We start from the raw sequence: 26218 nt of genomic DNA, 5'->3' as shown, positions 1-26218 counted from the left end.
CCCCTATCGCTTTGGACCCATGTTCATAGGTGTTGGCATTCGATTCATTTGGAATGGAATTAGCACCACCTCGCCAGATTTGATTCCATCTAAAATTTCTACGATATTCCCATCATTAATTCCTACAGAAACCTGTTTCGTCACAACTTTATTGTTCGCATCTCGATAATATACAAAGGGTTGATTACTCTGATCAAATTGCAATGCCTTCATGGAAATAGTGGTTGCTTTATTGCTATTTTGATTCATTGCCTTAACTTCGGCAGATAAACCCACTCGAAGATCCTTATCCTTTTCTAAATCGATGGATGCTGTAAAGAAAGATACACCGTTTACATTGAGTGCTTGTTTGGATACCTTTGAAACGATTCCCGTAACATCCTTATCCAGTGGGTTAATCGTAACCGTTACTTCTTTGCCCTCTGTAATGGCATTTAAGTCAAACTCATCTACTTTTATTTTAACCTCTAGATCGTCATAGTTCACAATATCCATGATTTTTGTTCCAGCTGCTAGGGTTTTATCTTCTTCCACATAAATTTCAGAAACTTCGCCATTGATTTCTGCAGTAACCTCTAAATTTTCTACTTGTTTTCTAGCTGCCGCCAAACTTGCTTCTGCCTGATGAAGCTGTTCCTTCGCTGTTAAAATATTTTGTTCCACGGTTTTTTCAGCAATAGCATAATTTCGTTGTGCAGATTCTAGCTGTAGTTTAGCCCCGTCATACGCCTTTTGTGCCTGCTCTAAGGATTGTGCCGAAATTCCTCCCGTATCAAACAGTTCCTTCATTCTGTCTAGATTTGTCTTCGCTTCCTTAAAACCAAGCTTTGCTGATTCTATGGCATTGGTCACCTGTTCAAGCTGTTGATCCTTCGCCGTAGTGCCCATTTTCTCATAGTTGATTTTGGCTATTTCTACTCCAGCCTTTGCTTGGTCTATGCTCGCAGCATTATTACTATCGTCTAGAACAAATAGAACATCACCTTTCTTTACAAAATCCCCCTCTTTTACATATAATTTTTTTATCGGTAGCATTGTAGTAGATACCACAATTTGGCTATCCTTTGCCTCAATGTTGCCACTAAAGCTATAATACGTGGTAATATCCTGTGTCTTGGCAGTTTCTTCTTCAAACTTTTCTTCTTTTGGTTTTAAAATACCGATTAAAATCATTGCCAGAACCGATACTGCCACTAAACTACCAATGATTACTTTTTTATTCGATTTCTTTTTATGCTTCATTCTTTATGCCTCCTAACGATAAATGGGTTGTTAAAAACTCATAGGGTATACGAAATTTTTCATTGCTGATAATTAATTCATGTAAATTTTCACTAAGATTATCCGCTTCTTTCACCTTATTCATCTCTATGTGAATGCTTTCCATTTTGCTATCCAGCTGGGATACAGTATCGGCCGCCTCCTTTAGTTCTGCCAGTAGGTTCTTAGGAACTTCCTTATTATATTTGTAGTAAATTTTATGTTCCAAACTAGCCCAGAAGTCCATGGCAATTGTACGGATTTGCACTTCCACATAAGTATGCTCTACTCTGTCGGACATAAATACGGGTATCTCTAATATCAGATGTAAGCTTTTATATCCATTGGGCTTCGGGTTTTTGATATAGTCTTTGCAGTCGATCACCTTTACATCTCCTTGTTTTTGCAGCATTTCACTAATTTTATAGATATCTGAAATGAATGAACAGGTAATCCGAATGCCTGCAATATCTTTTATATTCTCTTTGATGGATGGTATGGAAAAGCCGCATCTCTTCCTATAAACCTTTTTAAATATACTCTCAGGAGATTTTAACCTAGATTTAACATTTTCAATGGGATTATAATCGTGAATATGCTCAAATTCCTGCCTTAAGATATGAATCTTTGTATTCATCTCATCTAACCCAAACTTATATACCATTAAAAATCTGGTTAAGTCTACCTTCAAATTTTTCAATTCCTGTGCGTCTATAATTTTTGTATTTTCCATTCAGTACTACTCCTTCTCTAAAGTGATGAACAATATCTATTCTAGGATATCAATATGAACTCAATATGAATTTGGTCGTAAAATTTACTTTCTACTCCATTGTTTATTTCCTTTACATATTTTCTTGATATTTCCATCAATTAATAGTAGAATTTTGATGTAGTATTATATTTCTATACAAAGGTGGTATCTTATGGATTTCCGACAGTTAGAATCATTCGTTACGATCATTAAATTCAAAAGCTTTTCTAAAGCTGCTGATTATCTATTTTTGACACAACCGACCATAAGTAGTCATATACAAAATCTTGAAAAAGAATTAAATACAGTATTGATTAATCGTTCCAGCAAAAAAATATCCTTGACGAAGGCTGGAGAAATCCTTTATGACTATGCAGTTAATATTATCAACCTGAGAGAAAAGGCACGCTTTAAGCTGGGGGAATTCAAAGGAAAGATTGTTGGTAATATTGAAATTGCATCCAGTACTACACCAGAGCAATATATTATACCGGAATTGATCTGTGAATTTATTAAGATATATCCAGATGTTACCTTTTCAATCCTGCATTATGATTCTTCCCAAGTTGTAGAGGGAATATTAAATGGAGATATCGATTTCGGCATTGTAGGCGCAAAGATACAGCATAATCAGTTGAAATATGTGGAATTAGTGGAGGATGAATTGGTTGTGGTAACTCCTTACGATGAGTCCGCTTCCCCTATCCAGAGAGAAGTCTCACTGAGAGATTTATTGGATCGACCATGGATTCTGAGAGAAGAGGGATCTGGTACAAGAAACTTTCTCGATGAAAGTCTTAAAAGTGTGGGATTAGACGCTCGCCAGCTTCAGGTTATCGCTCATGTTGAAAATACAGAAGCGATTAAGCAGTGCATTCGAAGAGGACTAGGGATTTCCGTTCTATCGAAACGTTCCATTGAAGATGAAATCAATTACAGGCTACTGGATTATTTTAAGATTAAGGATCTTGATGTTCGCCGAAAATTTTATTTGGTATACCATAGTCAGCGAACACCCTCACCACTGGAAATTGAATTCCAGCGATTTGTCTGTGAGTATTTCTTATAGCTTTAGAGTGATACAATTTAAATAAGGATGGGGGTATTCCCATCCTTGATTAAAAGCAAACTAGCAATCCACCTTGACCAGAGTGTGTTCCGATAACCGGCCCCATGGTCGTAACTAAAACATCAATTGGATTAAAACGCTTTAATATCTCATCTTTTAAAGCCATTGCATCCTCTATGCAATCGCAGTGCGTTATTCCTATAATCTTATCTTTAAAATCTGTATTTTTCTCCGCCATTTGATCCAGCATGAAATTGATTGCTCTTTTCTTGCCACGAATGGTTTTCAATACCTTAACATATCCTTCTTCCACATGAACCACAGCCTTTAGGTTTAAGAGGTTTGCCACCATTTCTTTCACTCTCGCCACTCTGCCACCTCGCACTGCATTCTCTAAGCTCTCCAGGTACACAACAACCTTCATATCCTCTCTGATTTCTTTCAGTTTATCGACGATATGCTCTATGGTCGCACCTTCTTTTTTCATTTCACATGCCTTCAAAACCTGCATTCCTAAACCTAATGAACCGCTTAAACTATCGAAAACTTCAATTTTACTTTCAACCATTTCTCTCACCATTAAGGCACCATTCATTGTACCACTTAATTTTGAAGAAAGGTGAATACATAGCGTTTCTCCAGTTTTTTGGGCTGCCTTCTTAAATGCATCGATATAGCTTTGTGGAGAAGGTTGAGATGTTTTAGGTAACCCTTCCGATTTTGACATTTTATCAAAAAACTCTTCATGAGTTAAATCCACACCGTCAACATAATTTTTGCCATCAATTTCAATGTTTAAAGGAATGACAATCACATCATTTTCCTCTAAAATTTCCTTCGGTAGATCACAAGAACTATCAGTTATTATTTGCATTAGAAAACCTCCTGTTGTTTCTTTGTTACTTCTATCATAATATTTATTATCCCATATGGGAAGAAAAAAATATCTTTTATATCAAATTTATATTTTCTTTATATTATGTTTATAGGCATATATGGCAGCCTGAGTACGGTCGTTTACATTGATCTTCTTAAATATATTGGATACATGATTTTTTACTGTCTTTTCACTGATGAACAGGCAATCTCCGATTTCTTTATTGTTGATCCCTTCTGCTAACAAGGTCAACACTTCATATTCTCTTCTCGTTAATTCATCTTCATTATTTCGCTTCTGGCTTTTTACTTCACGACGGTTAAATTCTTTTACTAATTCTGTTGCCAAAGTTGGATAGATATAATTTAAGCCTTGGTATACATCGCGAATGGCCTTAATTAAGCTTTCGCTCTCCGCATCCTTTAAAACATAGCCATTGGCTCCTAAATTGATGGTTTCAAATAAATATTCTCTATCTTCATGGAATGTAAGCATGATGATCTTAATGGTGCTATCCATATCCTTTAATCGTCTTAGGGTCTGTATTCCGTTTTGTTTTGGCATACTGATATCCAGTAAAACCACATCAGGGCTCAGCTGCTGCGTCTTTAAAACGGCTTCTTCACCATCTGCCGCTAAACCGATTACCTTGATATCCGGCTCTAATTCTATAATTTGTTTTAAGCCTTGCCTCACTAATGCATGATCGTCTGCTATTAAAACATTTATTTTTTTCACGCTTTTACACCTATCTTTCATTTGGTATACTCACTATTATTTTAGTACCGTTGTTTTTCTTTGTCTTTATCTCAAATTTTCCATCCAATAAATCAATTCTTTCCTGCATGTTTAAGATGCCAAATCCCTTTTCATTTCTGTCCATTCCTTTAATGTCGTCTATGTTAAATCCGACGCCGTTATCTTCTATCACCAGATGGATTTCCATCACTGTCATTTCAACTTTTATTTTCACTACGGTGGCCTGTGAATGCTTTCGAATATTATTTAAGGCTTCTTGTACAATTCTGAATAAAGTAACTGTCTTCGTATTATCACTGATATCACTTTTTGACAATATAATTAAGTCCACCTGTATATCTGTATTCATTTGAAAGTCCGAAGCATATCTCTGAACTGTTGGTATAAATCCAATCTCGTTTAATGCCATGGGGTGCAGATTGTAGATAATGCTTCGAATATCTTTAATGCTTTCTCTCAATCCTTTTTTTAATTCTTTGATTTCATGCTTTGCTTCTTCCAAGTTTACATCTATTAATTTTTCACAAAGTTCAGTCTTTATCACAGAATTTGTTAGAGTTTGTGCCGGTCCATCGTGGATGTCTCTCGCAATTCGTTGTCTTTCTTCCTCTTGTGCTTGTATAATTCTACTGCCTAAAGAACTCCTGTAATTCATATCTTCAATCGTATCCGTTATGTTCTTTAAGTCCCCATTTAAAAAGTCGAAAGCAATACTCACCTTTGACATTAGATTTTCTGACTTATTTAATATTTCCAATGCATTTTTTAGCCTAAGTTCCAGATCACTTCTTCTTTTGATTAATTCTTTTTCTTCCTGTCTTTTTAATACCAGCTTTATCTGTAATTGATTTGCAGTCTCATAGGCTCTTCGTATATCTTCTTCCGTATGTGTTGCAAAGTTTCTACTGACAGCCAACAGTACTTTTCGACTGATTTGCTCTTGTTGTTCCAAGAGTTCTACCTCTTTAAGGATGGACTTTACCTTTACTTGAAAATCTTCCAACTCTTTTTTTAGGTTGTTGTATTCTTTTCTTGATGCCTCAGAGATTTCAAAAATGTCCTTCTTTCCTTCTGCAATGGCTTCCATCGTTCTTTGTATTATTTTCGTAATTTCAATATTCTTACCGTCTAAGTTGGTCACTTTTACAAACACCTCGCCTTAATCTGTAAAGTATTCTACATACAGTGACATGTTTCCTCTTTTTATTTGTTATTTCATTAGTAAATAGACAAAAAAAACAGCAGAGCTGCTTTTTGTATTAATTTATTTTGTAATCCGACAACATCCATCGATCATTGACTCTCTTCAACTCAATCCAATAATTCAATTCCTCAGTGTAGTTATCTAAATATCCTAAAACATCCCATAGTACCGTAGCTTCTAATTGAACTGTGTTTAATTTATTCTGAATGACATCAATATCTTTAATATAGACCTTTGAAATCATTTCAAAGGAAGTGGGCTCTGCAACCATTTTTTCATACATTTCTATTTCTTCCTCAATTAAAGGATATGAAATAAAATTTTTTAAGTCTTCTTCTATTTTATCTGTCGATATATACTGCCCCGTTAAAAAATTATTCCATATCCGAATACGTTCTTTAAAAATGCCGTCCACTTGATGATACAGATCCTCTTCAAAGACTTCTTCATTGTAAGATGCAAAAATAACATTCTCATAAGAAACAATCATAATAATGAATAAAAAAATCATAAAAACCCGCTTCATTGTTCATCCCCCTCGTTTATATTCTTACATAAGTAATTATAAACAAAAGAGCGTGCAAAATTTAGTTTATCTTCGTGGATTTTTAAAAAACTTCACAACATATAGTGTCATTTTAATCCGCTTATCTACAAGATATTGAAAATTCCATATTAAATTTTCATACGGTCAACAGCGTTTTTCTCTTCTTCATTCAGAAGATTTTCCATATCCAAGATGATGATCATACGATTGTCAACTTTCCCAATACCGCTGATAAATTTTTCCTCTGTATTTACGATAATACTGGGAGCCTCTTCAATGTTCTTGTCGTTGATTGTAATTACTTGAGAAGCATCGTCAACCAATATGCCGATTTGCTTTCCTTTCATAACAAAAATGATAATTCTAGTATTTTCACTTACTTCTGAAAAAGGAAGCTCAAATTTTTCTCTTAAATTGACGACAGGAACCACATTTCCCCTGTAATTGATAATCCCATTAATAAAGCTTGGTGCATTGGGAACTTTTGTACATTCTACGTATTCACTAATTTCATTAACATTGTTGATGTCGATTGCATATTCTTCCTTGTCTAATTTAAAAATAACGTATTGTTTATCCGACATATTTCATCCCCCTGTTCCATATTAGTCTACCAATTCTATATTATCCAATTGCTTTCTAAAGGATTTTCTAAATGCCTCGATATATTCTTTACGCAAAATTTGTTGTTCTTCTTCCTCTAATTTCGTCAGTACTCTTTCTTTTGCAATTCTAGCCAGTTCATTAATTCTGTTTATTTTTTCTTTTGATACCACTTATAACACTCCTACCTTATTATTTTATAATAAAATTAAATTTTAACAATAGGCATTCCAGCCCTAGTTTCAAATTATTTGATAAGATATCTCATCCAATTTTCTTTGTTTAAATGCGATATGCTGATTTTCCATATAAATTACTATATATTATACCATGAATTCTATCAATTTAACTTAATATTTTATAATTTAAAAGCTATATTTGTTCATTGTTCTCTACAGATTCATTACCCAGAACATCCATTTCCTCGGGTATATCTTCTGGTACATCACTTTGAACTGCATTGACGATTTGGAATAGCTGAACCATCTTTCCTAAAGACTCCCGTTGTTCCTTCGGAATAAACGGTTGAACCAATTCAACAATATCCAATACTTCAAAATTTTCCTTGTTTCTTAATGTTCCTACTACGTTTACAACAGATAGTAATTTTTTGAGATCTGCCGCCTTTTCTTGAGCATCAAGTGTTAGTAATGGTTCTACAACCTCAATATATTCATGGATATTTGACAAAAAATTTCCCTTTTGGCTGATACTATGTATTTCTTTCAATTTTTTCTCTAAGGTTTTCACCTTAATATCAAAATCTACGGCCTGATGAACCAAAAGCTTTTTTTCATCCTCAAGAAATTCACTGATATCTATCAGCAGATTTCGTTTTCGATCTTCCAATGTTAATGAAGGGTACCTTACACCTGCTGCTGCAATCCGCGGCGGATCTGTTAATACCTTCAAATTTTTGATGATCTGGAGTATGGTTTCTGCTCCATGAAGAACGTATTGCTCCTCTGGCTCCATGTAGCCTTTGATTCGGTTCAAAAATTTTGCCTTTTTATCTAAATCGGCTAAGCTCATTCTTTCCATATCTAATTTTTTAGTGTCATTGCGTGATAAAAAAATTAGAAATAAGAAGAACAGTAACCAGTTGGGCTGAATCTGCAACTTTTTTTCTTCTTTATCCATCGTTGACCTCCTTCAAAATTTGACCTGTTATATAGTATATGTATATTCCAGTAAAATTGTTTTATTAGTTTTTATATTTTTATTGATATATTTAGTGGCAAAATACAATTATAGTGCATATCTATATACGGAAAAGCTTTTACCGATATCAATGAAGGATTCTAAAAATTATTATTCAGGAGGGAGAATAATGGATTCTAAAAAATTAAATGAACTTTTACGAGCTTTTAAATCTGGTGATTACAAAAAACTTCAAGAGGTAAAAAATATGGTATCTGAAGAGGATTATCAGAAGGCGATGGAATTATTTAATCAATATAGCAATGTATCAGAAGAAGAAGCTCTGGCAGAACTTTCCAGACTGAAGCATGCCGTTCCAAACCACGAAGAAATGGTGGATAGGATCCGACCTTTATTAAATAAAGAGCAGCTTGCAAAGCTGGATAGGGTCATGGATTATTTGAATAGCCAAGATTAGAACGTTAAAGGGACCTAAGTATTTTAGGTCCCTTTATATCATTAGATTACATTGCCTTTTTCAACGACAATTTTCCCACTTTTCAATACAGTATCTACGTGATTCACACCAAAGTGGTATGGAATATAGTATAGATTCGGCGCATCAAATATGGTGATATCTGCTTTTTTCCCAACTTCAATACTACCGATTTCCTGTGTTCTATCAATGGCAGCCGCCGCATTGATAGTAACGGCACTGATTACTTCCTCTGGCGTCATTTTCAGATACAGGCACCCAATACTCATAATGAGCTGAATATTTTCAGTAGGGCAGCTTCCCGGGTTATAATCCGTTGCCAAAGCAACGGGTAAGCCGTATTCGATCATTTTGCGTGCATCCGCATATTTTCCTGTAGCCAGATTAAAGGATGTTCCTGGCAATGCTACCGGAACTACGTTGCTTTCTGCCATCATCTTCAAACCCGTTTCACTAGCAGCCATCAGATGCTCCGCAGAAATTGTTTGAAGCTCTGCGGCCAATTCAGCACCACCCAATGGTACGATTTCATCCGCATGAATTTTATTCTTAAAGCCAAGACTTCGAGCGGCCTCTAATATTCTTCTGGTCTGATCTACGGAGAATACACCTTCCTCACAGAATACATCACAAAACTCAGCTAAATTCTTTTCTTTAATTGCTGGAAGCATCTCTTCTATAATTAAATCTATAAATTCCTCTGGGTTTTCTTTATATTCCTTTGGAATCGCGTGGGCTCCCATGAATGTAGAAACTAAGTCCATCGGTGTCTGCTGTTGTAATCTATGGATGGCTTCCAGTTGTTTGATTTCTGCTTCCAATTCCAATCCGTAGCCACTCTTGATCTCCACTGTGGTTACACCGTAGGACAGCATTCTATCAAGACTCTTTTTCGATTGCGCTACCAATTCTTCCATGGTAGCTTTTTTCGTTGCATTGACTGTACTCAAGATGCCGCCACCCTGTTTCAGGATCTCCAGATAAGGGACACCTTTTAATTTCAAGGCCAGCTCATTTTCTCTAGACCCTGCATGAACCAAATGAGTATGGGGATCTATGAGCCCCGGTGTAACCGTTTTCCCTTCCCCACTGATGATTACAGTGTTCTCTCCGACTTGAAAGTCGGCAGATATCTCTCCACTGCCAATACCAACGATTCGATCTCCTGCAACCGCAATCCATCCATCTTGGATGATGCCAACATCCTGCATCTCCTTCCCTTTCTTGGGTTTCCCATGGGCCTGAACCGTTACCAGCTGCGTTATATTTTTAATCCATACATCAATGTTCATATTTCACACCCTCTACTATTGTAATTCCACTGCTTTTTCTACTGCTTCAATTAATTCACCACTAAAAATTAAATTTGCACATTGATTGATATCGAAGTACATCACTCGATCTTCCTGTAGCTTTGAAACTTTATTTCGGATGGTATCATAAGCTATTTGAGTACCCTCCCCCAAAGTATAACCTTCATAGAAGTCGATACCTTGCGCCGCCGCCATCAGCTCTATGGCAACAACATTGACTGCATTCTTATAGATTTCTCTTGCTTTCCTTGCAGCGATGGTTCCCATGGATACATGATCTTCTTGGTTTGCAGAGGAAGGAATAGAATCCACACTGGCTGGATGGGCTAGGACTTTGTTCTCCGATACTAAAGCTGCTGCAGAATATTGGGTGATCATAAATCCAGAGTTCAAGCCGCCTTTTTCCGTTAGAAACGCTGGTAATCCACTTAATTGCGGGTTTACCAATCGCTCGATTCTTCTTTCAGATACATTGGCGATTTCCGCTAGAGCGATGCCTAAAAAGTCAAAGGAAAGGGCCATTGGTTGTCCATGGAAGTTTCCTCCGGAGATCACATCATTATCTTCTGAAAAAATTAATGGATTGTCTGTAGCAGAGTTAATTTCTATGTTAATTTTGTTTTCAACGTATTGGATCGCATCCTTAGATGCCCCATGGATTTGCGGTATGCATCTCAATGTATACGCATCTTGAACCTTTATTTCCCCTTGTTTTGTAGTATAAGTACTGCCTTCTAAAAGTCGATTTAAATTTTCAGCACAGGATATTTGCCCTGCATGAGGTCTTACTTCGTGAACCCTCTTGTCAAATGCAGTGACAATACCCCTTTGAGCTTCTATCGTTAATGCCGCAGCAATATCAGAAATTTTTGATAAGTTGATTGCGTCGTATACGGTTAAAGCCCCTATGGCAGTCATTACTTGTGTTCCATTGATCAGCGCTAGTCCTTCTTTAGAAGTTAGCACCACAGGCCTTATTCCAGCGGCCTCCATAGCCTCTCTTCCACTCATTCTCTTCCCTTGGTAGATTGCTTCTCCTTCTCCGATTAGTACCAATACCATATGGGATAGGGGTGCTAAATCTCCACTTGCACCCAAGGAGCCTTTTTCTGGAATTACAGGGTGAACACCCTTGTTCAGCATTTCGATTAAAGTACTCAATGTTTCCAGCCTTATACCAGAATATCCCTTAGACAAAGCATTGGCTCTGAGTAGCATAATTCCTCGAACCACGTCTTCTTCCAGAGGATTGCCAACACCACAAGCATGGCTAATAATTAGATTTCGTTGCAGTGCTTCCGTTTCACTTTTAGAAATAACCACATCGCTAAATTTTCCAAAGCCGGTAGTAATTCCATACACCACCTTTTCCTCTTCTACATAGCGGTCCACTACTTTGCGATTATTGCGAACTCTATTCTTAGCATCTTCAGATAGCTCAATCTCATAGAAATTTCTCGTTACATGAATGATATCCTGTAAAGTTAATTGTTCCCCGTCAATCATAATCTTCTTCATGACATACCTCCTACAAATTGAATTGGTAATACGCTGGTCATTATAAATTGAATTGAAACTATATTCTTATTTATTTTAATATTCTATAAAAATAATTATATACCTCTTTTTTATTTTTAACAAACTGTAATAGAAGAACCTCCAGTACCATTTCACAATTTTAACTTTTTTCCAGTCCATAAAATTGACATTGTTTGTATTTGAACTCTCCTTGATTTATTGCTTCCTATTGTTTCACAAACCAGTTTCAATCAAAAAAAGAGATGCTAGCATCTCTTTTTTTCTACAACACTGACGGTTCGCTGATCTTTAAAATCGCTCCAACCACATGACTCGTAACTTCAACTAAATTATATTCTGCATAATCAAATTCTTTTTCTTTAATTGGGACAGCTAAATAAATGACACCGCACACTTCTTGATTCACAACAACAGGAATTACGATGACGGACTTCCAATTCGGCGTATTCGTCAATGGATCCACATCACTGATATTGTCCCAATCAATGATGTATCTCCCTTCCATAGACAGTATACATCGCCGGATCAAAAATTCATTAAATACGAAGGGAGAGGCCCAATCTTCAATAAACTGCCTTCGATAATACTTTTTATCAATTTTATTATTTTTGACGGTGACGATCATTCCTTCTTCCGCCTCTAAAATTTCGATCAGTCGTCCTATGGCAGTGAATATTTTTTCGTCCACCGTTTTGCTACTGCCGATTAAGTTGATGATCTCAGTAATGGCCAAAACATTTCTCTGGTCTTGTACATTATTCCCTGTGACGATTCCCGCAAGCTTATCCACCCTTTTGCTACTTAAAATAATTTCTTTATCCCATCGAACACTTCGATTTCTTCCATTTTCCTTCGCATGATACAGTGCTTGGTCTGCTTTTTCTATAATTTGCAATTGCTTGTTGGAATCGATAGGAAAAGTGGATATGCCACAGCTTATGGTCAATACTTCAGCTTTTCCAAGTAAATTTGTGCTTTGAACCTTGAGTCTAATTTTTTCAGCAACATGGAATGCATCCATATTGCTTGTATTTGGCAGAATGATTACAAATTCCTCGCCACCATATCTCCCCACATGGTCTGTAGAGCGAATATTACTTTTAATGATTCTTCCTACTTCTGTGAGAATATTATCACCTTTCTGATGTCCATAAATATCATTTACATTTTTGAAGTGGTCAATATCTAGCATGATAATCGAAAGGGGCTGATTGCTTTCTTTCGCTTGTTCTATTTCCTCGTCAAAAATTTGTTCAAAGTATTTTCTCGTGTAAGCTCCTGTCATTCTATCAATATTCGATATCATTGCTAGATTTCGATTGGTGAGCAATATACCTGCTAAAGGTAAAATATTTTTACAGAACATCAAGCTTTCATTGGTGAAGTTGCCCAAAGCCTTATCGTTGTCTAAGTACAAATAACCTATAATTTTATTTTGAGTTATTCGATTGGTTCTTCGATCATTTTCAAAAATATCGCTTTCATCGTTAACTCCAATATCCTTGTATATAGGCAAACAGATAATGGAACGAATATCGTTTTCAAAATAATCTCTATTAAATTCTGTGTTTTGGCTATAATCGTTTTTGATAAAAACTTCCTTGTTGATGTTAGGGATACTCTCCAATATGCTATTCAACTTTTCCTTTGGAATGTTTTCACCAAAAGAGGTGATGATTTTATAACCGTGGTCGTCGATGATGGCACCCTTTGATGCCAAGGTAACGCGCCCAACAAATTTAAGAAAAATATTGAGATTATAAACATTATCCTCCGTTAGAGAGGCAATCAGTTGTTCCACACTTTTGATGGTATTTTCAGTTAAGGTGTCATAGTACTCTACTGCAATATCATAGAAATTTCTGCTATTGATAATCTTCTGAAGCCCAACAACATCGAAAAATTCATCCAGTCGTTCTTCACTGCAAAACCACGCTTTATACTTTTCACAGCAAATACGATCACTTTTTTCAGTTAAAGCTACAACTTCTGTGTGGATCAGCTTTTCCATCTTCGATAGGAAAACTTTCACAAGGAATTTATCATCCTTCATTAAATAGGACTTTCTGTACTCCACAGGTACCTTCATATATAATTTATAAATCAAATCTAAAGCCGTTAAAAATCTACTAATGGATCTGTAGTAGGCCTTCGACTGTATATATAAAATACCGAGCTTCATATTTATTTTCCATTTGACCTCATTGAATTCATCTCCCTCATTAGCATAGTGTAAAAGTAAATTCTCTAAGGCACTAATTTGCTCTTCATTGTTTAGAAGAAAACTTTCAACGTAATTTCGAATTAAGGTATAGTACCGATTGTCCACGAGGCTGGACAAGCCATGATCCTCATCCAATAGTTCCTTGCATTCTTCAAACATGGATTGCCTCGCAAAATGTTCTGCTGCTTCTAACAAAATCGTCCTTCTATCACGAATATATGAAGTATATCGGTATTCAGCCACCAGCTCCAAAAGCTCTCCTGGTGTGACATCCTTAGAAGATTGATGCTTTGCAAAATACTGTAGCTTTCGAACTCGCAACCTCATAGAAGCTTCTGCATATGGAAATTCTCGATGAAACTGATCGATGATCCGGAAAGCTTCTTCATAATCACCCAATGCTATATACAGCTCAATGGCCACTTCAAGGAAGTTTTCAAAATATAATTGATGGGTTTTACACTTGTTATTTTTAAGCAATTTCTCTGCTTTTAGTAAATATTCATAGGCCTCCCTATATTCTCCGACGCTGGTATAGCTTGTAATCAAACTAATATATACCAGTATGGTCGACATTTCATCTTCGTATTCCAGCGCCATCCCTAAACTCGTATTGATCAATACATCGATGGCTTCCTGATAATTATGCTCTAAGCGATAACTTTCTGCCAAGTTGTTGCTAAACGTAATGATCCCATCGGCTATACGATATTGCTCAGAAATCGTCAAAGCCCTTTGGTAATATTCTCTTGCTGTATGAGTATCTTGAAAATGATCATTATAGATAACCCCAATGTTATTGATGGGCCTTGCTGTTTCCTCTATCTTATTTACAGATTCTAAATATTCTACGGCACGTTCAAAATAACTTAACGCAGTTTCTATATTCTCTTGGAAGTACTCTACGATCCCCTTTAATCCGATAAACATCCCCATGTAGTATATGTTTTTCTGATCCAGCGCATAATTATAGTATTGATCGATGATACATTTCATTTTTTCCAAGTCTCTTGTACTCATATAGACTCTCCCTAAAGAATAGGCAGCCTTCATTACACCATCAAAATATTGAATTTCAGTGGCCTCTTCTATAGATTCCATAAAGTACGTTTGAGCAGATTGAAATTCATTCCGTATAGAATAAATGAGTCCAATACTGGTTTTAGCATCAATATATTCTTCCATTTTATGTTGTATTTTTGCCAACTTCATCGCATTGCTTAAATAGGAGATGGATTCCTTGTTCTTTATCAGCTTTTGATTAATTTCTCCAAGATGGAGCAGCACAGAAAGCTTCCTTGGGTCCCTATCATCCTCTAACAATTCAAGTGCTTGCATAAAAATCGTATAGGCTTGTTCGTAAGCAAAAATTTTCAACATACCAATACCAGATTCGATACAATAGTCTATGGAACGGTCATTCTGTCCCGACTGTATCAAATGAAATATAAGTTCATCCTTATTTTCCCGATCTTCCTTCATGTAGAGCTCTTCTAGCACTATACTGGCTTTAATATGTAAATCATTTCTTCTATGCTCTTCAATACTTCTGTATATTTGCTTTTTAAAGTCTTGATTGTAGAAGCCATAGGTATAGCCCCAGTCATCAAATTTTTCATTTAAGATCTTTAATTGTGTCAGTTGCAATAAAATATGTTCGAAATCTTCATTTTCACTACCAATCATACTGATAATAATATCTCTGGAGATGGATGTATTAAATAAGGAAACGATTTCTAATATCTCCCTTAGTTTTTTGTCTAGGGACTGGAGCTGCTTTACAATGGATTCATCCACATTTTTAGATATGACAATTTCATTATAATCATCGATGGCGATATGGGGTGCAAACCCTCTGTATTGAGTGCTATAGTTAAAGGTTATAATCTGTTGTGTATACAGTTCCTTCATAACCTCTTCGATATAGCTTGGATTGCCTTCCGTATCCTTCATGAGCCGAGTGGCAAATCTTAAAGGCTCTTTATGCCAGCCTAAAATGTGCTTGACCATTTTCGATGTTTCTTCTATGGTCAGTCGGCTTAATTTAATATTGAGTGCGTTGTTTAAATTCCACCGGTAGATGTAATCTGCATATTCAATAAAGTCAAAATTATCCTCCCGATAGGCCAATACCAATAAAATAGGTGCATTTTTGACTTTATTTAGATTGAGCAGATAGTCTACAAACTCTACAATAAAGCCATCGGAAGAATCAAAATTGTCCAATAATATTGCAGAGGGATGGGCGATGGATACATCTAAAATAAAATTGGCGGTTCTATCATAAAGTCTAAGTTTCTCCTGTTCACTGGGTAACGCCGAAGAAGGAATGATTTTTCTTGTTACGCCCAGTTCAGGAACCAGTTTCACCAGCTCTAGACCATATTTCTCAATATATTCTTCTGGAGAAATTTTGATATACTGCTTTACTATAGCACTTATGATGTCCCTAGAACTATATTGATTGCTATGAATGTCAATATGGAAGGTTTTGTATTTTTTCCATTTCATCAAGTGGCTAATCTCTTTTAAAAATCTTGTTTTTCCGATTCCTTTATCTCCATTTACAAGAACTAAATTTTTTGTAAATTTATTCAGTTTGCCTCTACCAACATCACAGATCTCTAAAACCTGCTTTATTTCATGATCCCTACCAATAATGGATGTCTGGAAGTTAATTTTATCAATATCCTTTAAATTTTCAATAACCTCGTTGGTGCCATAAATTTTCACAATATCTTCATTGCATTCATGGAGGGTTCGATATCTATTGTGAGCTTCTTTTCTGGTCATATTTTGAATCATCATCAATAGTTTGCGTTCTATGCTATGTCCCTCCATATTTTTAAGATGTTGTTCTAAGTCTTTACCATTTGGGTAGCTTAATGTCAGTAAATAATACATTAAGGAGCCTAAGGAATAGATGTCTGAGCTTGAATTGATCGGATAAGACCAAGTTTCTGGCGATAAAAAAATACGTGTTAAAGGATGCAAATAGTTATTAAAGACTTCCATTCGATGGGTACTGATGATATCTGCCAGCTTTACCATAACCCTGTCGTCTTTCTTTATTATTTTAACGGTCTCTACACCAATATATTTATAGACGATACCATGGAAATGCAAATAATCTAACGCTCTAGACAGTTGTTTGTACACTTCATACAATGCCAACTGATCTAAAGGCTCTTTTAAATCTAATAGGCTCATTCCTTCTACATATTCCGTTGTATAAAAGAATATCATCTCTTCAATCAACTTATCATCTATGGTTTCCACAATTCCATAGCTATAGATATTTAATATACTTTCTTGACTATACGATGAAATTTCATAGAAGTTGTTGGAGCAATATTCAATAAATGGTTTTGCATCCTGGGTGTTTTGGACTAAATTCAATATGAATTTTTCTCCTTTTTTCATCAGATCCAACACCACATATTGGCTGTAATAATGATCTTGCTCTATACAATTTAAAATTTTATATCGACTATTAATTAATTCCAACTCAGCACATCCTTAATATTTTCATATTCTCTATATATCTTCTACAGATTTTTCATAAATCATCGTGATTCCATCTAAAATGAACTTTCTATCTTTTTCACTGACATCTTTCATAACGTCTGCCAAGTAATTCCTTCTGGCGTGCAAAACTTCTTCAATCAATTGATAGCCCTTTTCTGAAACTTGTGGCCGTACCACTCTTTTATCCTTCTCATCCCGAACCCTTTTCACTAAATCGTTTTTTTCCATCCGATCTACTAAATCCGTTACCGTGCTACAAGCTAAAAACATCTTATTACTCAATTCTCCAATGGTAATTCCTTGACAATTATTTAGATATTGTAGGGCCTCAAACTGGGGTGGTGTAATTGAAAAGTCCGCTAAAATCTCTCTCCCCTTTTGTTTGATTTTAGTACACAAATACCGAATCTCTCTTTCTATTTCTATGATATTGTCATCGTACCTAGCTTCTTTCATATCCGTCCTCCTGTTAAAATACTCTATTTATTCTATCATAAACATTACATTTTTTTAACAACTTCCTTTATGCTTTAAGTATAAAATTTCTATGGAACAATGATCGGAATGGCTTGCTTTTCCACCTTAAAATCCATGGGTAGCTTTCCATATTGTTCTCCATCTAGATCCATTAATATTTCTTCTTCACATTCAATCCGTATACTATCTACCTGAACATACTTTAGATTCGGATGCTGTGTGTGGTTTCCCACCAGAGCTTTTACGAATATACTTGCCGTATCCATGAGCTCCCCTTTTTCTACAATCATTAAGTCCAATTTGCCATCATTAATACTAGCTTCTGGCGCTATAAATTTAAAACCACCTACGGAAGCACTATTTGCTAGGATAAAAAAGAGAACCTCCTTCGTTTCTACGATATCGCCATAGGTTATTTTTATTTTAATGGGATCGAACATTTGTCTTTGTATCTCTCTTATACCCTCAAAATAATAGGCAAATCTACCTAGAATGCTTTTCGATTCAGAGGAAACCTTATATGCCACATCTGTAAGTAATCCTGCCGCTGCAACATTTAAAAAATATCGCTCTCCTCCCCGACCAACATCCGATAAAATCGTATTTTTCTGTAGAATTAATTGGGCAAATTCTTCTATATTGCGAGGTATCTGCAGATAGTTTGCAAAGTCATTTACTGTACCAGCCGGATAGATGGCAAGCTTCGGCCGATAGTCATTTTCCATCATGCCATTGACAACTTCATTCACGGTACCGTCGCCACCAAAGGATATAATAATATCATCACCATCTTTGCATGCCTGGGAGGCAGCCCTTGTTGCATCGTATTGTTTTTGCGTAGGAAATACTTTTACATAATAATTATTTTTCACTAAAACATCAACTAAAACTGGTAGATTCCTGTGTGCAATCTGTCTTCCCGAATCGGGATTATATATAATTTTAATTGTTTCCATCAGCACTCACCTTCTTATAATATAATCTTTTTAATCTATAATATGGGTCGATATCGTTCTTTATTTAGTTTATTATTACCCCCATTTAATAAGTTTTTAACGATTTTTCCTATTTTTATCGTCCCTTCCTCGATCTCCTGATGATTCAGCGATGCGATGCTCAATCTAAAGTGACAATCGTCCTTTTCATTGAGAAAAAATAAACTTCCTGGTGCTAAAGCAATATTTTCATTGATGGCGTCTTCGTATAATTCTTTGGTGGAAATAGAATCTGGTAATCGAAACCAAAAATTTACGCCACCGCTTGGCTGAATGCAGTGAACTTCTTTCGGCATATACTGTTCAATACAACGGACCATAACGTCAAAGCTGCTTTTATACTCCTCTTCAATATGCTGAATATGGTTATCCCAAGCGTCGCCTTTAAAATATAGCTCCAGTGTTCGCTGCAAAAGTCCTGAAGTGGAAATATCCGAAGAATGTTTTGCAAAAATTAAATTATCATAGAATATGGTGGGTGCTATTAAAAAGCCCAATCTTAAGCCGGGCATCAGTATTTTAGAAAAACTCTTGATATAAATTACATATTCATTATCTCTGTCTAAACTTTTTAATGTGGTATTATCTTTAGAATAGAAATTTAAATCGCTCAGATAATCGTCTTCCACTACATAAATAGAATACTGCCTACAGAGTTCCATAATTTTTTCTTTTTTACTGCGACTATAGGATATTCCTGTAGGATTTTGAAAGTTGGGCATTAGATATAAAAATTTTGGTTGGAAAATACGTATTTTTCTTTCGAGGTCTTCAATATCAACTCCATCGGACAGCATATTAACATCAATGATTTTAGCACCCCTGGATTTAAAAGAAGCCATTGCTCCTGTATAGGAAGGACTTTCTACGATAACGGAGTCCCCATAGTTTAGCAATGCCTTCGCAATAATATCGATACCCTGTTGGGCACCAGAAATCACTTGTAAAATATTTATATCTGCCACGATATCATACCGACGGACGTACGCTATCAGCTTCTCTCTTAAAGGTAGATATCCTTGTATCTCTTGATAGTCAAAGGCATTTCCTTTGTCCCGATCTAAAACTTCATTTATAGCTTTTTTGAAATCCTCCACTGGGAATAATTCGGCCTTAGGTGCAGCACTGGCAAAATTAATCATATCTGAGTTAATTTGTATTTGTCCCTGCTCCATTAATGAAAAGGAAGTGATCCTGCTATTTTCCTTTTCTTCCGAGGCGTAGGTAAGGAAATCTGGCGAAATATAGGTTCCACTTCCCATTTTCTTATACACAAGTCCTTCTTCCTGTAAAATATGGTATGCATTTACCACCGTAACATTGTTAACATTCAAAATTTCTGCTAATTTACGTATGGGCGGCAATTTTTCATCTTTATCGAGCTTTCCTTCAATAATAAGATCCTTAATGGCCTTATAAAGCTGGATATATAAGTGCTCCCCTCTTTCCTTAGAAATATTAATATTTTCAAAATGTTTCATTGATTATCAGCATCCTTATAATCTAATTTATTCTTATATTATACCAGCTTCTCCTATTATTACTACCTACTTAAATTATCTTGCCATATTTTTTCCTTAATAGAAAAGCATGTATGAAGAAACTTTAAATATTTCTTCATACATGCTTTTTCATTTAAAGCGGAGCACTATTTTTATAGAGGATCGTTTCTAATGATACTTATCTACCAATTTTTGAAGTTCTCTCGCTTGCATACCACTTTCCTCTGCAAAGCTTTTAAACAGATTGGCGACTTCTCGATCCTCCGTTTTCTTAGAGAACATCTCAAAATCTCGAACCATTTCCTGAGCATCTAAGAGTTTTTTTGTAATCATATCTTTTGTGTTTAAATTCATATACAACACCTCCTTACACTTATTTTGCTAATTTATCCTTAAAATATGTATCCCTAGAATGGATATTGCTTAAACTTATAAGGGAATCAGTCTACCATAGAAGGATTTCCAAAAAATTTATAGAATTAATGTTATTTAGCAACTCAAAATATCTGGAGGGATTCCATTATGAAGCATTTTAAAACACTGAAAGATTTCTTGTTAAAGAACAAGTGGTCCTATATACTGGGCATTTTTTGGCTTTTAGCTGTAGATATCACTCAATTGTTAGTTCCAGAAGTGCTCAGAAGATTTACAGATGATATCGCTGCAGGTTTATTAACCGTAAATGATCTTCTGAGATACACTGGATACATAATCGCCATCGGGATTGCTACTGCAATTTTTCGCTATCTTTGGAGAATGTATATTGTTGTCGTTTCAAGAAAGCTAGAATATGAACTTAGAAATATGCTGTTCACCCATCTTCAAACCCTATCAACCAATTATTATAATACCCATAAGACAGGAGATTTGATGGCTCATGCTACAAACGATATCGGTGCCATCCGAATGGCTTTAGGTTCTGGCGTTGTTATGATTACGGACGCCATCTTCATGACGGCCATCGCCATTTTTATGATGTCCGCTACTACAGATTTACGTTTAACTATTTTTTCCTTGGCACCACTTCCCATACTTGCTTTTGCAATTTGGAGATTCGGTCGAACCATCAACACTAAATTTAAAGGGGTCCAGGAAGCCTTCTCTGCTTTTACCGATGTGGTCCAGGAAAACTTCGCTGGAATCCGTGTAGTAAAATCCTTCGTTCAGGAAGAGGCAGAGATAAAGAAATTTAATTATAAAAATATGCTACTGTTTCATAAAAATATGTCCTTAGTAAAAATATCCGGAATGTTCCATCCCTTTATTCAGCTTATGGCATCTCTAAGCTTCGTAATTTCTATGCTTTATGGAAGCACCTTGGTTATCTACGGAAAAATCTCCTTGGGAGATTTCGTTGCCTTTAATAGTTATCTTTCTCTTCTCATTTGGCCAATGATGGCATTGGGATGGGTTATTAATCTGCTGCAAAGAGGGGCCGCTTCCATGGAGCGTATTAATAAAATACTAGAGGAAAAGCCAGAAATATTTGATGCAAAAAATGCCATAGTCCTCAGTGATTTTAAAGGGGATATTATATTTGATGATGTTACCTTCAAATATCCCAATGCAGCGTATAACGCCTTAGAAAATTTTTCAATTCATATACCCTCCGGCAGCAGTCTCGGTATTATCGGTAAAACCGGTAGTGGTAAGACCACCATCATCAATCTCCTCTTAAGGCTCTATAATTTAGAATCTGGCACTATTTATTTGGATCATAATCCGATTCATCATATTCAACTCCAATCCCTTCGAGAGAATATCGGCTACGTGGATCAGGACAGCTTCTTATTTTCCACAACACTGGAAGAAAACATCGGTTTCGGCGTGGATCACTTTTCTAGGGAAGATGTCCTTAGGGCTGCAAAAGTTGCTCAGGTTCATGATAATATTGTCAGCTTCCCAGATGGTTATGAAACCTTCGTCGGCGAACGAGGCGTTACACTTTCTGGTGGACAGAAGCAGAGAACTTCCATTGCAAGAGCTCTTATAAAACAACCGAAAATATTAATTTTTGATGATTCTTTATCCGCTGTAGATACCAACACAGAAGAGAAAATCTTAGCAGGACTAAAATCAGAAATGAAAAATAAAACAACGATTTTGATTGCCCATCGAATATCTACAATTAAGGATTGTGATGAAATTATCGTATTAGACGAAGGTAAAATCGTTGAAAAAGGTAGCCATGCCCAATTATTAAGCAATCGATATCTTTATTATGAGTTTTATCAAAAACAGCTACTGGAAGAAAAAATACTGAGTGAATAAATCGTTAGGGGTGTAAAAATGAGGGATATTAATCAAGAAGAAGTTCTAGGGAAGGCCTACGATTCTAAGTTAATGGCAAGGCTTTTATCTTATGCCAAGCCCTATTGGACATGGTTGCTAACATGTATTCTTGTTGTTGTAATCATCGCTGGCATTGATCTCGCTGGACCCTATTTAATAAAAATTGCCATTGATGACTATATCAATGTTTATGACAAACCCATCGAAGTGTACCATCAGGCTCCAGAAAATAAATCTGCTATTTTATTTGAAGATCGTTATTATGTCATACAAAAAAATATGGAAGCCGTAAACCAAAGTTCCTCTATGGAAATAGCACAGCTAATCAAATATGGACAGGATATCTTCTTAATCGATGGTTACGTTGATCTCCAAAGCTCCGAATTCGAAATTGTGGAAACCAATGGCGAATTTATATTAGACCTAAAGAATGAAGACCGCAGCTTTCATGGGAGGAAATTGACTTTGGAAGAGATTCAATCCTTTAGAAAAGAGGATGTTCTATCCATCAGAAAAATTGCTTTCATCTATTTTCTTTTGGTCATCATTGGATTTCTGCTGAACTATGCACAGACCTATCTGCTAAATTATACCAGTAATAAAATTGTATTGAATATTCGGCAGGAACTATTTACCCATTTGGAGGGTATGTCCTTGAGCTTTTTTGATAAAAATCCAGTTGGGCGATTGGTCACTAGAGTTACCAATGATACCGAAACATTGCAGGAGATGTATAGCCAGGTTCTAATTACGATGTTCAAGGATTTATTTATACTCTTAGGTGTTGTCATTATTATGGTCCGTATGAATGTTCAATTAGCCCTGCTATCCTTCATCGTAATTCCACTGATTTTACTGGCTACGGCAATCTTCCGTATTAAGATCAGGGAAATTTATCGAGAAGTACGAATCAAGCTGGCACAAATTAATTCCACGCTGAATGAAAATTTTACTGGAATGAAAACCGTTCATATTTTTAAGAGAGAAAAACAACAGGCCCAGCAATTTGACACCTTTAATCGAGAATATTTAGAAGCGAATAAAAAAGAAATTTTCATTTTTTCCATATTCCGTCCTTCGATGGAAGTCCTAAAATCCATGGGTATCGCCATTATCATATGGTATGGCGGCGGCAATGTCATCAGAGGTTCTCTGCAATTCGGTGTTTTAGTTGCCTTCATTGACTACATCAAACAGTTCTTTCAGCCAATCAATGATTTAACTGAAAAATATAATATTCTCCAGTCGGCCATGGCTTCTTCCGAAAGGATATTTGCCTTGCTTGATAAGGAGGCTGACATTGAAAATCCAGATCATCCCGTACAGATTGAATCCTTACAAGGAACCATCGAATTTAAGAATGTTTGGTTCGCCTACAATCATGAAGACTGGGTGTTAAAAAATATCAACTTTAAAATAAACGCTGGAGAATCTGTTGCTTTCGTAGGAGCTACAGGCGCTGGCAAGTCTTCCATCATCAACCTGATGAATCGATTCTATGACATTCAAAAAGGGGAAATATTAATCGATGGTATTAATATTAAGGACATTCCACTCTCTACGCTCAGAAAAAATATCGGTGTCGTGCTACAAGATGTATTTATGTTTACAGGCACGATCAAGGACAATATCCTTTTAAATAACACTGAAATTTCAACTGAGAAAATGAAGGAAATAGCCCAGTATGTCAATGCTCACAATTTCATAGAAAAGCTACCAAATCAATATGACGAGCCTGTAATGGAAAGAGGCTCTACCTTATCTTCTGGTCAAAGGCAGCTCCTTGCTTTTGCCAGGGCCCTCGCTACAGATCCTTCCATCTTAGTTTTAGATGAGGCCACCTCAAACATCGATACCGAAACTGAGGAGCTAATTCAAGATGCCGTTGTAAAGTTAATTCAAGGAAGAACTTCCATTGCAATCGCCCATAGATTATCGACAATCCAAAATTGCAATAAGATTATGGTTCTTCATAAAGGTCAGTTAAGGGAAATGGGAAGTCATCAAGAACTTTTAGAGATGGAAGGCATTTATTATAAGCTTTATCAATTGCAATATAAGGAAAGTTTATAGACATCAAGTGTAGGGCCTTATTTTGTACAAAAGAACATTCATCTTATTTTAATATCCGTACAATAAAATAACCTGTATAAAGAAACTTTTCTTTATACAGGTTTTCATTTAATGTGGTCTATTTTGCAAAAACTTTTTAGCCTTCTTGTAAAAATCCATTTTCGTACATATCACATTCATCTAAGGTACAGGTATTAATCACACAATGAATACAAGTATATATGCCACATCTCTTGTCTTTTTTCAAGCCTTGCTCTATTTTTTTATCTTCTTTCATAGTTCAGCACCATCCTTAGATTCGATTTATTTGTAATTTTATTATAAATCAAAATCTTTTGTTTGTCAATTGCAATTTAAAATAAAAATGTTTCATATTTTTTACATCAATATTTCATTGATTGTAACCCGCTTGTCACTGGCGCAACCTACACAATAAAAGAGATGTACGCATCGATTGTGCTCGACACCGTCTGCTTTCTTCGTGATATCTCTACTTAAATAAGGGCTGTAATCATCAAAATAGTCCTGTATGGCTCCTCTCGCTTCCATTTGTTCACCGCAATCCGAGCATTTCACAACGTAGCTTGCCATGCCATTGCATATCTGACATACCCATGCCATAATCCTTCCTCCTAATGAATCATTTTAACTTATTTTATGCTATTTCAAAAAAAATAAACAAGCATCTCAAATTTGCTTGCTTATTTCTATGAAAATTTTTCATTTTAATATTTCATTTTTAGAAATGAATGCTCGTCTTTATCTGCTATATTTATCAAAGATGTCGTCTAGAGCCTCCCGTAGGAGAAATGCTTCCGTTTTATCTGTTTTCTGAGAAAGATCCGTCAATCTTTCCAATTGGATTTTCGTATAATAGCTGGACTTTAACACCATATTTTCACTTTCCGCCATATAGACACGATTTTTTCCTTCTCTCTTCGCCCTGAACAATGCGCTATCAGCAGCTCTAAAAAGATCCACCGCATTTTTTGCATTTCTAGGATAGTTTGCTATGCCTACACTGATACGAATATTAATATCTTTTTTCTTATCTTTCTCTCCCAAAGAAAAGGTATTGATCTCCAGATATTTTCTAATCTCCTCCATCATAATAAATCCCGTCTCAGATAAGGTATTTGAAAAAAGCACATTGAATTCATCCTTATTCTCTCTGCATACTAGATCATTGGCTTTTAAATTCTGTTTTAAAACAGAGGCGATCTTTTTTAGGACCTGATCCCCTATATATTCACCATAATAACTATTCACAGCTTCAAAGCTATCGATATCTATGGATGCCAAAGTAAAAGTTTCACTTAAACTGGATATTTTATTTTCTACTTCCGAAACAAATTCCGATTTACTCATAATTCCATCAATATTTTGAATCATCTGCATCTCTCCCTCTATACATCTAAAAAATATTTCTATTATCCAATATGTACCCTATAAGCATTTTTATTCACATAAATAAAAATTTATTATATTATTCTTCTCCATCAATATACATTTGCAAGTAAATTTAAGGAAATCCTTTTGTTGATTATAGGTATTGGACATCTATAT

Annotated in this window: 23 protein-coding genes; 4 read left to right on the top strand and 19 right to left on the bottom strand. The window is 35.6% G+C overall.

Going from position 1 to position 26218, the window contains the following annotated elements:
- Positions 1–3 precede the first annotated feature (3 nt).
- Both CLOS_RS15235 and CLOS_RS06180 read right to left on the bottom strand, forming a co-directional pair.
- Positions 4–1242 (bottom strand): efflux RND transporter periplasmic adaptor subunit, encoded by a 1239-nt coding sequence (locus CLOS_RS15235; protein ID WP_012159057.1) that lies wholly within the window; start codon positions 1240–1242, stop codon positions 4–6.
- Positions 1232–1993 (bottom strand): GTP pyrophosphokinase, encoded by a 762-nt coding sequence (locus CLOS_RS06180; RefSeq protein WP_012159056.1) that lies wholly within the window; start codon positions 1991–1993, stop codon positions 1232–1234. The genes CLOS_RS15235 and CLOS_RS06180 overlap by 11 nt, the downstream gene beginning before the upstream one ends.
- Before the next feature lie 193 nt (positions 1994–2186).
- Here CLOS_RS06180 and CLOS_RS06175 point away from each other — a divergent pair, with 193 nt between their 5' ends.
- A complete protein-coding gene (locus tag CLOS_RS06175; RefSeq protein WP_012159055.1) occupies positions 2187–3083 on the top strand; it encodes a selenium metabolism-associated LysR family transcriptional regulator in 897 nt (298 codons plus the stop codon).
- Positions 3084–3132: 49 nt separating this feature from the next.
- Here CLOS_RS06175 and CLOS_RS06170 read toward each other — a convergent pair whose 3' ends face one another.
- From CLOS_RS06170 to CLOS_RS06145, 7 genes are all read right to left on the bottom strand, one after another.
- Positions 3133–3957 (bottom strand): DegV family protein, encoded by an 825-nt coding sequence (locus CLOS_RS06170; RefSeq protein ID WP_012159054.1) that lies wholly within the window; start codon positions 3955–3957, stop codon positions 3133–3135.
- A gap of 87 nt (positions 3958–4044) precedes the next feature.
- Positions 4045–4698, bottom strand: coding sequence for a response regulator (locus CLOS_RS06165; RefSeq protein ID WP_041719053.1), 654 nt, complete (start codon positions 4696–4698; stop codon positions 4045–4047).
- Between the two features lie 10 nt (positions 4699–4708).
- Positions 4709–5860 (bottom strand): sensor histidine kinase, encoded by a 1152-nt coding sequence (locus tag CLOS_RS06160; protein WP_012159052.1) that lies wholly within the window; start codon positions 5858–5860, stop codon positions 4709–4711.
- Between the two features lie 118 nt (positions 5861–5978).
- The gene (locus tag CLOS_RS06155) at positions 5979–6449 is read right to left on the bottom strand and encodes a hypothetical protein (protein ID WP_012159051.1); all 471 of its coding nucleotides are present in this window, start codon (positions 6447–6449) and stop codon (positions 5979–5981) included.
- A 149-nt stretch (positions 6450–6598) separates the two neighbouring features.
- Positions 6599–7054 (bottom strand): chemotaxis protein CheW, encoded by a 456-nt coding sequence (locus CLOS_RS06150; protein ID WP_012159050.1) that lies wholly within the window; start codon positions 7052–7054, stop codon positions 6599–6601.
- 21 nt (positions 7055–7075) lie between these two features.
- Positions 7076–7246, bottom strand: coding sequence for a DUF896 domain-containing protein (locus tag CLOS_RS15565; RefSeq protein ID WP_012159049.1), 171 nt, complete (start codon positions 7244–7246; stop codon positions 7076–7078).
- Between the two features lie 199 nt (positions 7247–7445).
- Positions 7446–8213, bottom strand: coding sequence for a hypothetical protein (locus tag CLOS_RS06145; protein ID WP_012159048.1), 768 nt, complete (start codon positions 8211–8213; stop codon positions 7446–7448).
- A 190-nt stretch (positions 8214–8403) separates the two neighbouring features.
- On the opposite strand from CLOS_RS06145, the gene CLOS_RS06140 reads away from it, so the two are divergent.
- On the top strand, positions 8404–8691 hold the full coding sequence (locus tag CLOS_RS06140) for a hypothetical protein (protein ID WP_012159047.1): 288 nt from the start codon (positions 8404–8406) through the stop codon (positions 8689–8691).
- A gap of 41 nt (positions 8692–8732) precedes the next feature.
- Here CLOS_RS06140 and hutI read toward each other — a convergent pair whose 3' ends face one another.
- From hutI to CLOS_RS06105, 7 genes are all read right to left on the bottom strand, one after another.
- Positions 8733–10001: an imidazolonepropionase gene (gene hutI, locus CLOS_RS06135; RefSeq protein WP_012159046.1), complete on the bottom strand. Its 1269-nt coding sequence runs from the start codon at positions 9999–10001 to the stop codon at positions 8733–8735.
- 15 nt (positions 10002–10016) lie between these two features.
- A complete protein-coding gene (gene hutH / locus CLOS_RS06130) occupies positions 10017–11540 on the bottom strand; it encodes a histidine ammonia-lyase (RefSeq protein WP_012159045.1) in 1524 nt (507 codons plus the stop codon).
- A 283-nt stretch (positions 11541–11823) separates the two neighbouring features.
- A complete protein-coding gene (locus CLOS_RS06125) occupies positions 11824–17292 on the bottom strand; it encodes a diguanylate cyclase (RefSeq protein ID WP_012159044.1) in 5469 nt (1822 codons plus the stop codon).
- 30 nt (positions 17293–17322) lie between these two features.
- Positions 17323–17769 (bottom strand): MarR family winged helix-turn-helix transcriptional regulator, encoded by a 447-nt coding sequence (locus CLOS_RS06120; RefSeq protein ID WP_012159043.1) that lies wholly within the window; start codon positions 17767–17769, stop codon positions 17323–17325.
- Positions 17770–17858: 89 nt separating this feature from the next.
- Positions 17859–18746 carry a diacylglycerol/lipid kinase family protein gene (locus CLOS_RS06115; protein WP_012159042.1) on the bottom strand — a complete coding sequence of 296 codons (888 nt, stop codon included), beginning with the start codon at positions 18744–18746 and terminating at the stop codon, positions 17859–17861.
- Between the two features lie 35 nt (positions 18747–18781).
- A complete protein-coding gene (pdxR, locus tag CLOS_RS06110; protein ID WP_012159041.1) occupies positions 18782–20266 on the bottom strand; it encodes a MocR-like pyridoxine biosynthesis transcription factor PdxR in 1485 nt (494 codons plus the stop codon).
- A 189-nt stretch (positions 20267–20455) separates the two neighbouring features.
- Entirely contained in the window at positions 20456–20641 is a 186-nt protein-coding gene (locus CLOS_RS06105) for a hypothetical protein (protein WP_012159040.1), read from the bottom strand.
- Between the two features lie 168 nt (positions 20642–20809).
- Here CLOS_RS06105 and CLOS_RS06100 point away from each other — a divergent pair, with 168 nt between their 5' ends.
- Together CLOS_RS06100 and CLOS_RS06095 are read left to right on the top strand one after the other, a co-directional pair.
- The gene (locus tag CLOS_RS06100) at positions 20810–22558 is read left to right on the top strand and encodes an ABC transporter ATP-binding protein (protein ID WP_012159039.1); all 1749 of its coding nucleotides are present in this window, start codon (positions 20810–20812) and stop codon (positions 22556–22558) included.
- An 18-nt stretch (positions 22559–22576) separates the two neighbouring features.
- The gene (locus CLOS_RS06095; RefSeq protein ID WP_012159038.1) at positions 22577–24652 is read left to right on the top strand and encodes an ABC transporter ATP-binding protein; all 2076 of its coding nucleotides are present in this window, start codon (positions 22577–22579) and stop codon (positions 24650–24652) included.
- A 136-nt stretch (positions 24653–24788) separates the two neighbouring features.
- Here the strand turns inward: CLOS_RS06095 and CLOS_RS15855 are convergent, their stop codons facing one another.
- The 3 genes from CLOS_RS15855 to CLOS_RS06085 all read right to left on the bottom strand — a co-directional run bounded on the left by CLOS_RS15855 (position 24789) and on the right by CLOS_RS06085 (position 26044).
- The gene (locus CLOS_RS15855) at positions 24789–24929 is read right to left on the bottom strand and encodes a hypothetical protein (RefSeq protein WP_156774417.1); all 141 of its coding nucleotides are present in this window, start codon (positions 24927–24929) and stop codon (positions 24789–24791) included.
- 101 nt (positions 24930–25030) lie between these two features.
- Positions 25031–25273 carry a hypothetical protein gene (locus tag CLOS_RS06090; protein ID WP_012159037.1) on the bottom strand — a complete coding sequence of 81 codons (243 nt, stop codon included), beginning with the start codon at positions 25271–25273 and terminating at the stop codon, positions 25031–25033.
- A 138-nt stretch (positions 25274–25411) separates the two neighbouring features.
- Positions 25412–26044: a GGDEF domain-containing protein gene (locus CLOS_RS06085; RefSeq protein ID WP_012159036.1), complete on the bottom strand. Its 633-nt coding sequence runs from the start codon at positions 26042–26044 to the stop codon at positions 25412–25414.
- Positions 26045–26218 lie beyond the last annotated feature (174 nt).

Source organism: Alkaliphilus oremlandii OhILAs, from assembly GCF_000018325.1.
Taxonomy (GTDB): Bacteria; Bacillota; Clostridia; order Peptostreptococcales; family Natronincolaceae; genus Alkaliphilus_B; species Alkaliphilus_B oremlandii.
The sequence above is the reverse complement of the archived record's forward strand: the minus strand, read 5'-3'. Positions and strand labels throughout refer to the sequence as shown.

Excerpts from the sequence above, each read along its gene's own strand:
- CLOS_RS15235 (WP_012159057.1), bottom strand. The coding sequence starts at position 1,242 with ATGAAGCATAAAAAGAAATCGAATAAAAAAGTAATCATTGGTAGTTTA.
- CLOS_RS06180 (WP_012159056.1), bottom strand. The coding sequence starts at position 1,993 with ATGGAAAATACAAAAATTATAGACGCACAGGAATTGAAAAATTTGAAG.
- CLOS_RS06175 (WP_012159055.1), top strand. The coding sequence starts at position 2,187 with ATGGATTTCCGACAGTTAGAATCATTCGTTACGATCATTAAATTCAAA.
- CLOS_RS06170 (WP_012159054.1), bottom strand. The coding sequence starts at position 3,957 with ATGCAAATAATAACTGATAGTTCTTGTGATCTACCGAAGGAAATTTTA.
- CLOS_RS06155 (WP_012159051.1), bottom strand. The coding sequence starts at position 6,449 with ATGAAGCGGGTTTTTATGATTTTTTTATTCATTATTATGATTGTTTCT.
- CLOS_RS06150 (WP_012159050.1), bottom strand. The coding sequence starts at position 7,054 with ATGTCGGATAAACAATACGTTATTTTTAAATTAGACAAGGAAGAATAT.
- CLOS_RS06145 (WP_012159048.1), bottom strand. The coding sequence starts at position 8,213 with ATGGATAAAGAAGAAAAAAAGTTGCAGATTCAGCCCAACTGGTTACTG.
- CLOS_RS06140 (WP_012159047.1), top strand. The coding sequence starts at position 8,404 with ATGGATTCTAAAAAATTAAATGAACTTTTACGAGCTTTTAAATCTGGT.
- hutI (WP_012159046.1), bottom strand. The coding sequence starts at position 10,001 with ATGAACATTGATGTATGGATTAAAAATATAACGCAGCTGGTAACGGTT.
- hutH (WP_012159045.1), bottom strand. The coding sequence starts at position 11,540 with ATGAAGAAGATTATGATTGACGGGGAACAATTAACTTTACAGGATATC.
- CLOS_RS06120 (WP_012159043.1), bottom strand. The coding sequence starts at position 17,769 with ATGAAAGAAGCTAGGTACGATGACAATATCATAGAAATAGAAAGAGAG.
- CLOS_RS06115 (WP_012159042.1), bottom strand. The coding sequence starts at position 18,746 with ATGGAAACAATTAAAATTATATATAATCCCGATTCGGGAAGACAGATT.
- pdxR (WP_012159041.1), bottom strand. The coding sequence starts at position 20,266 with ATGAAACATTTTGAAAATATTAATATTTCTAAGGAAAGAGGGGAGCAC.
- CLOS_RS06105 (WP_012159040.1), bottom strand. The coding sequence starts at position 20,641 with ATGAATTTAAACACAAAAGATATGATTACAAAAAAACTCTTAGATGCT.
- CLOS_RS06100 (WP_012159039.1), top strand. The coding sequence starts at position 20,810 with ATGAAGCATTTTAAAACACTGAAAGATTTCTTGTTAAAGAACAAGTGG.
- CLOS_RS06095 (WP_012159038.1), top strand. The coding sequence starts at position 22,577 with ATGAGGGATATTAATCAAGAAGAAGTTCTAGGGAAGGCCTACGATTCT.
- CLOS_RS15855 (WP_156774417.1), bottom strand. The coding sequence starts at position 24,929 with ATGAAAGAAGATAAAAAAATAGAGCAAGGCTTGAAAAAAGACAAGAGA.
- CLOS_RS06090 (WP_012159037.1), bottom strand. The coding sequence starts at position 25,273 with ATGGCATGGGTATGTCAGATATGCAATGGCATGGCAAGCTACGTTGTG.
- CLOS_RS06085 (WP_012159036.1), bottom strand. The coding sequence starts at position 26,044 with ATGATTCAAAATATTGATGGAATTATGAGTAAATCGGAATTTGTTTCG.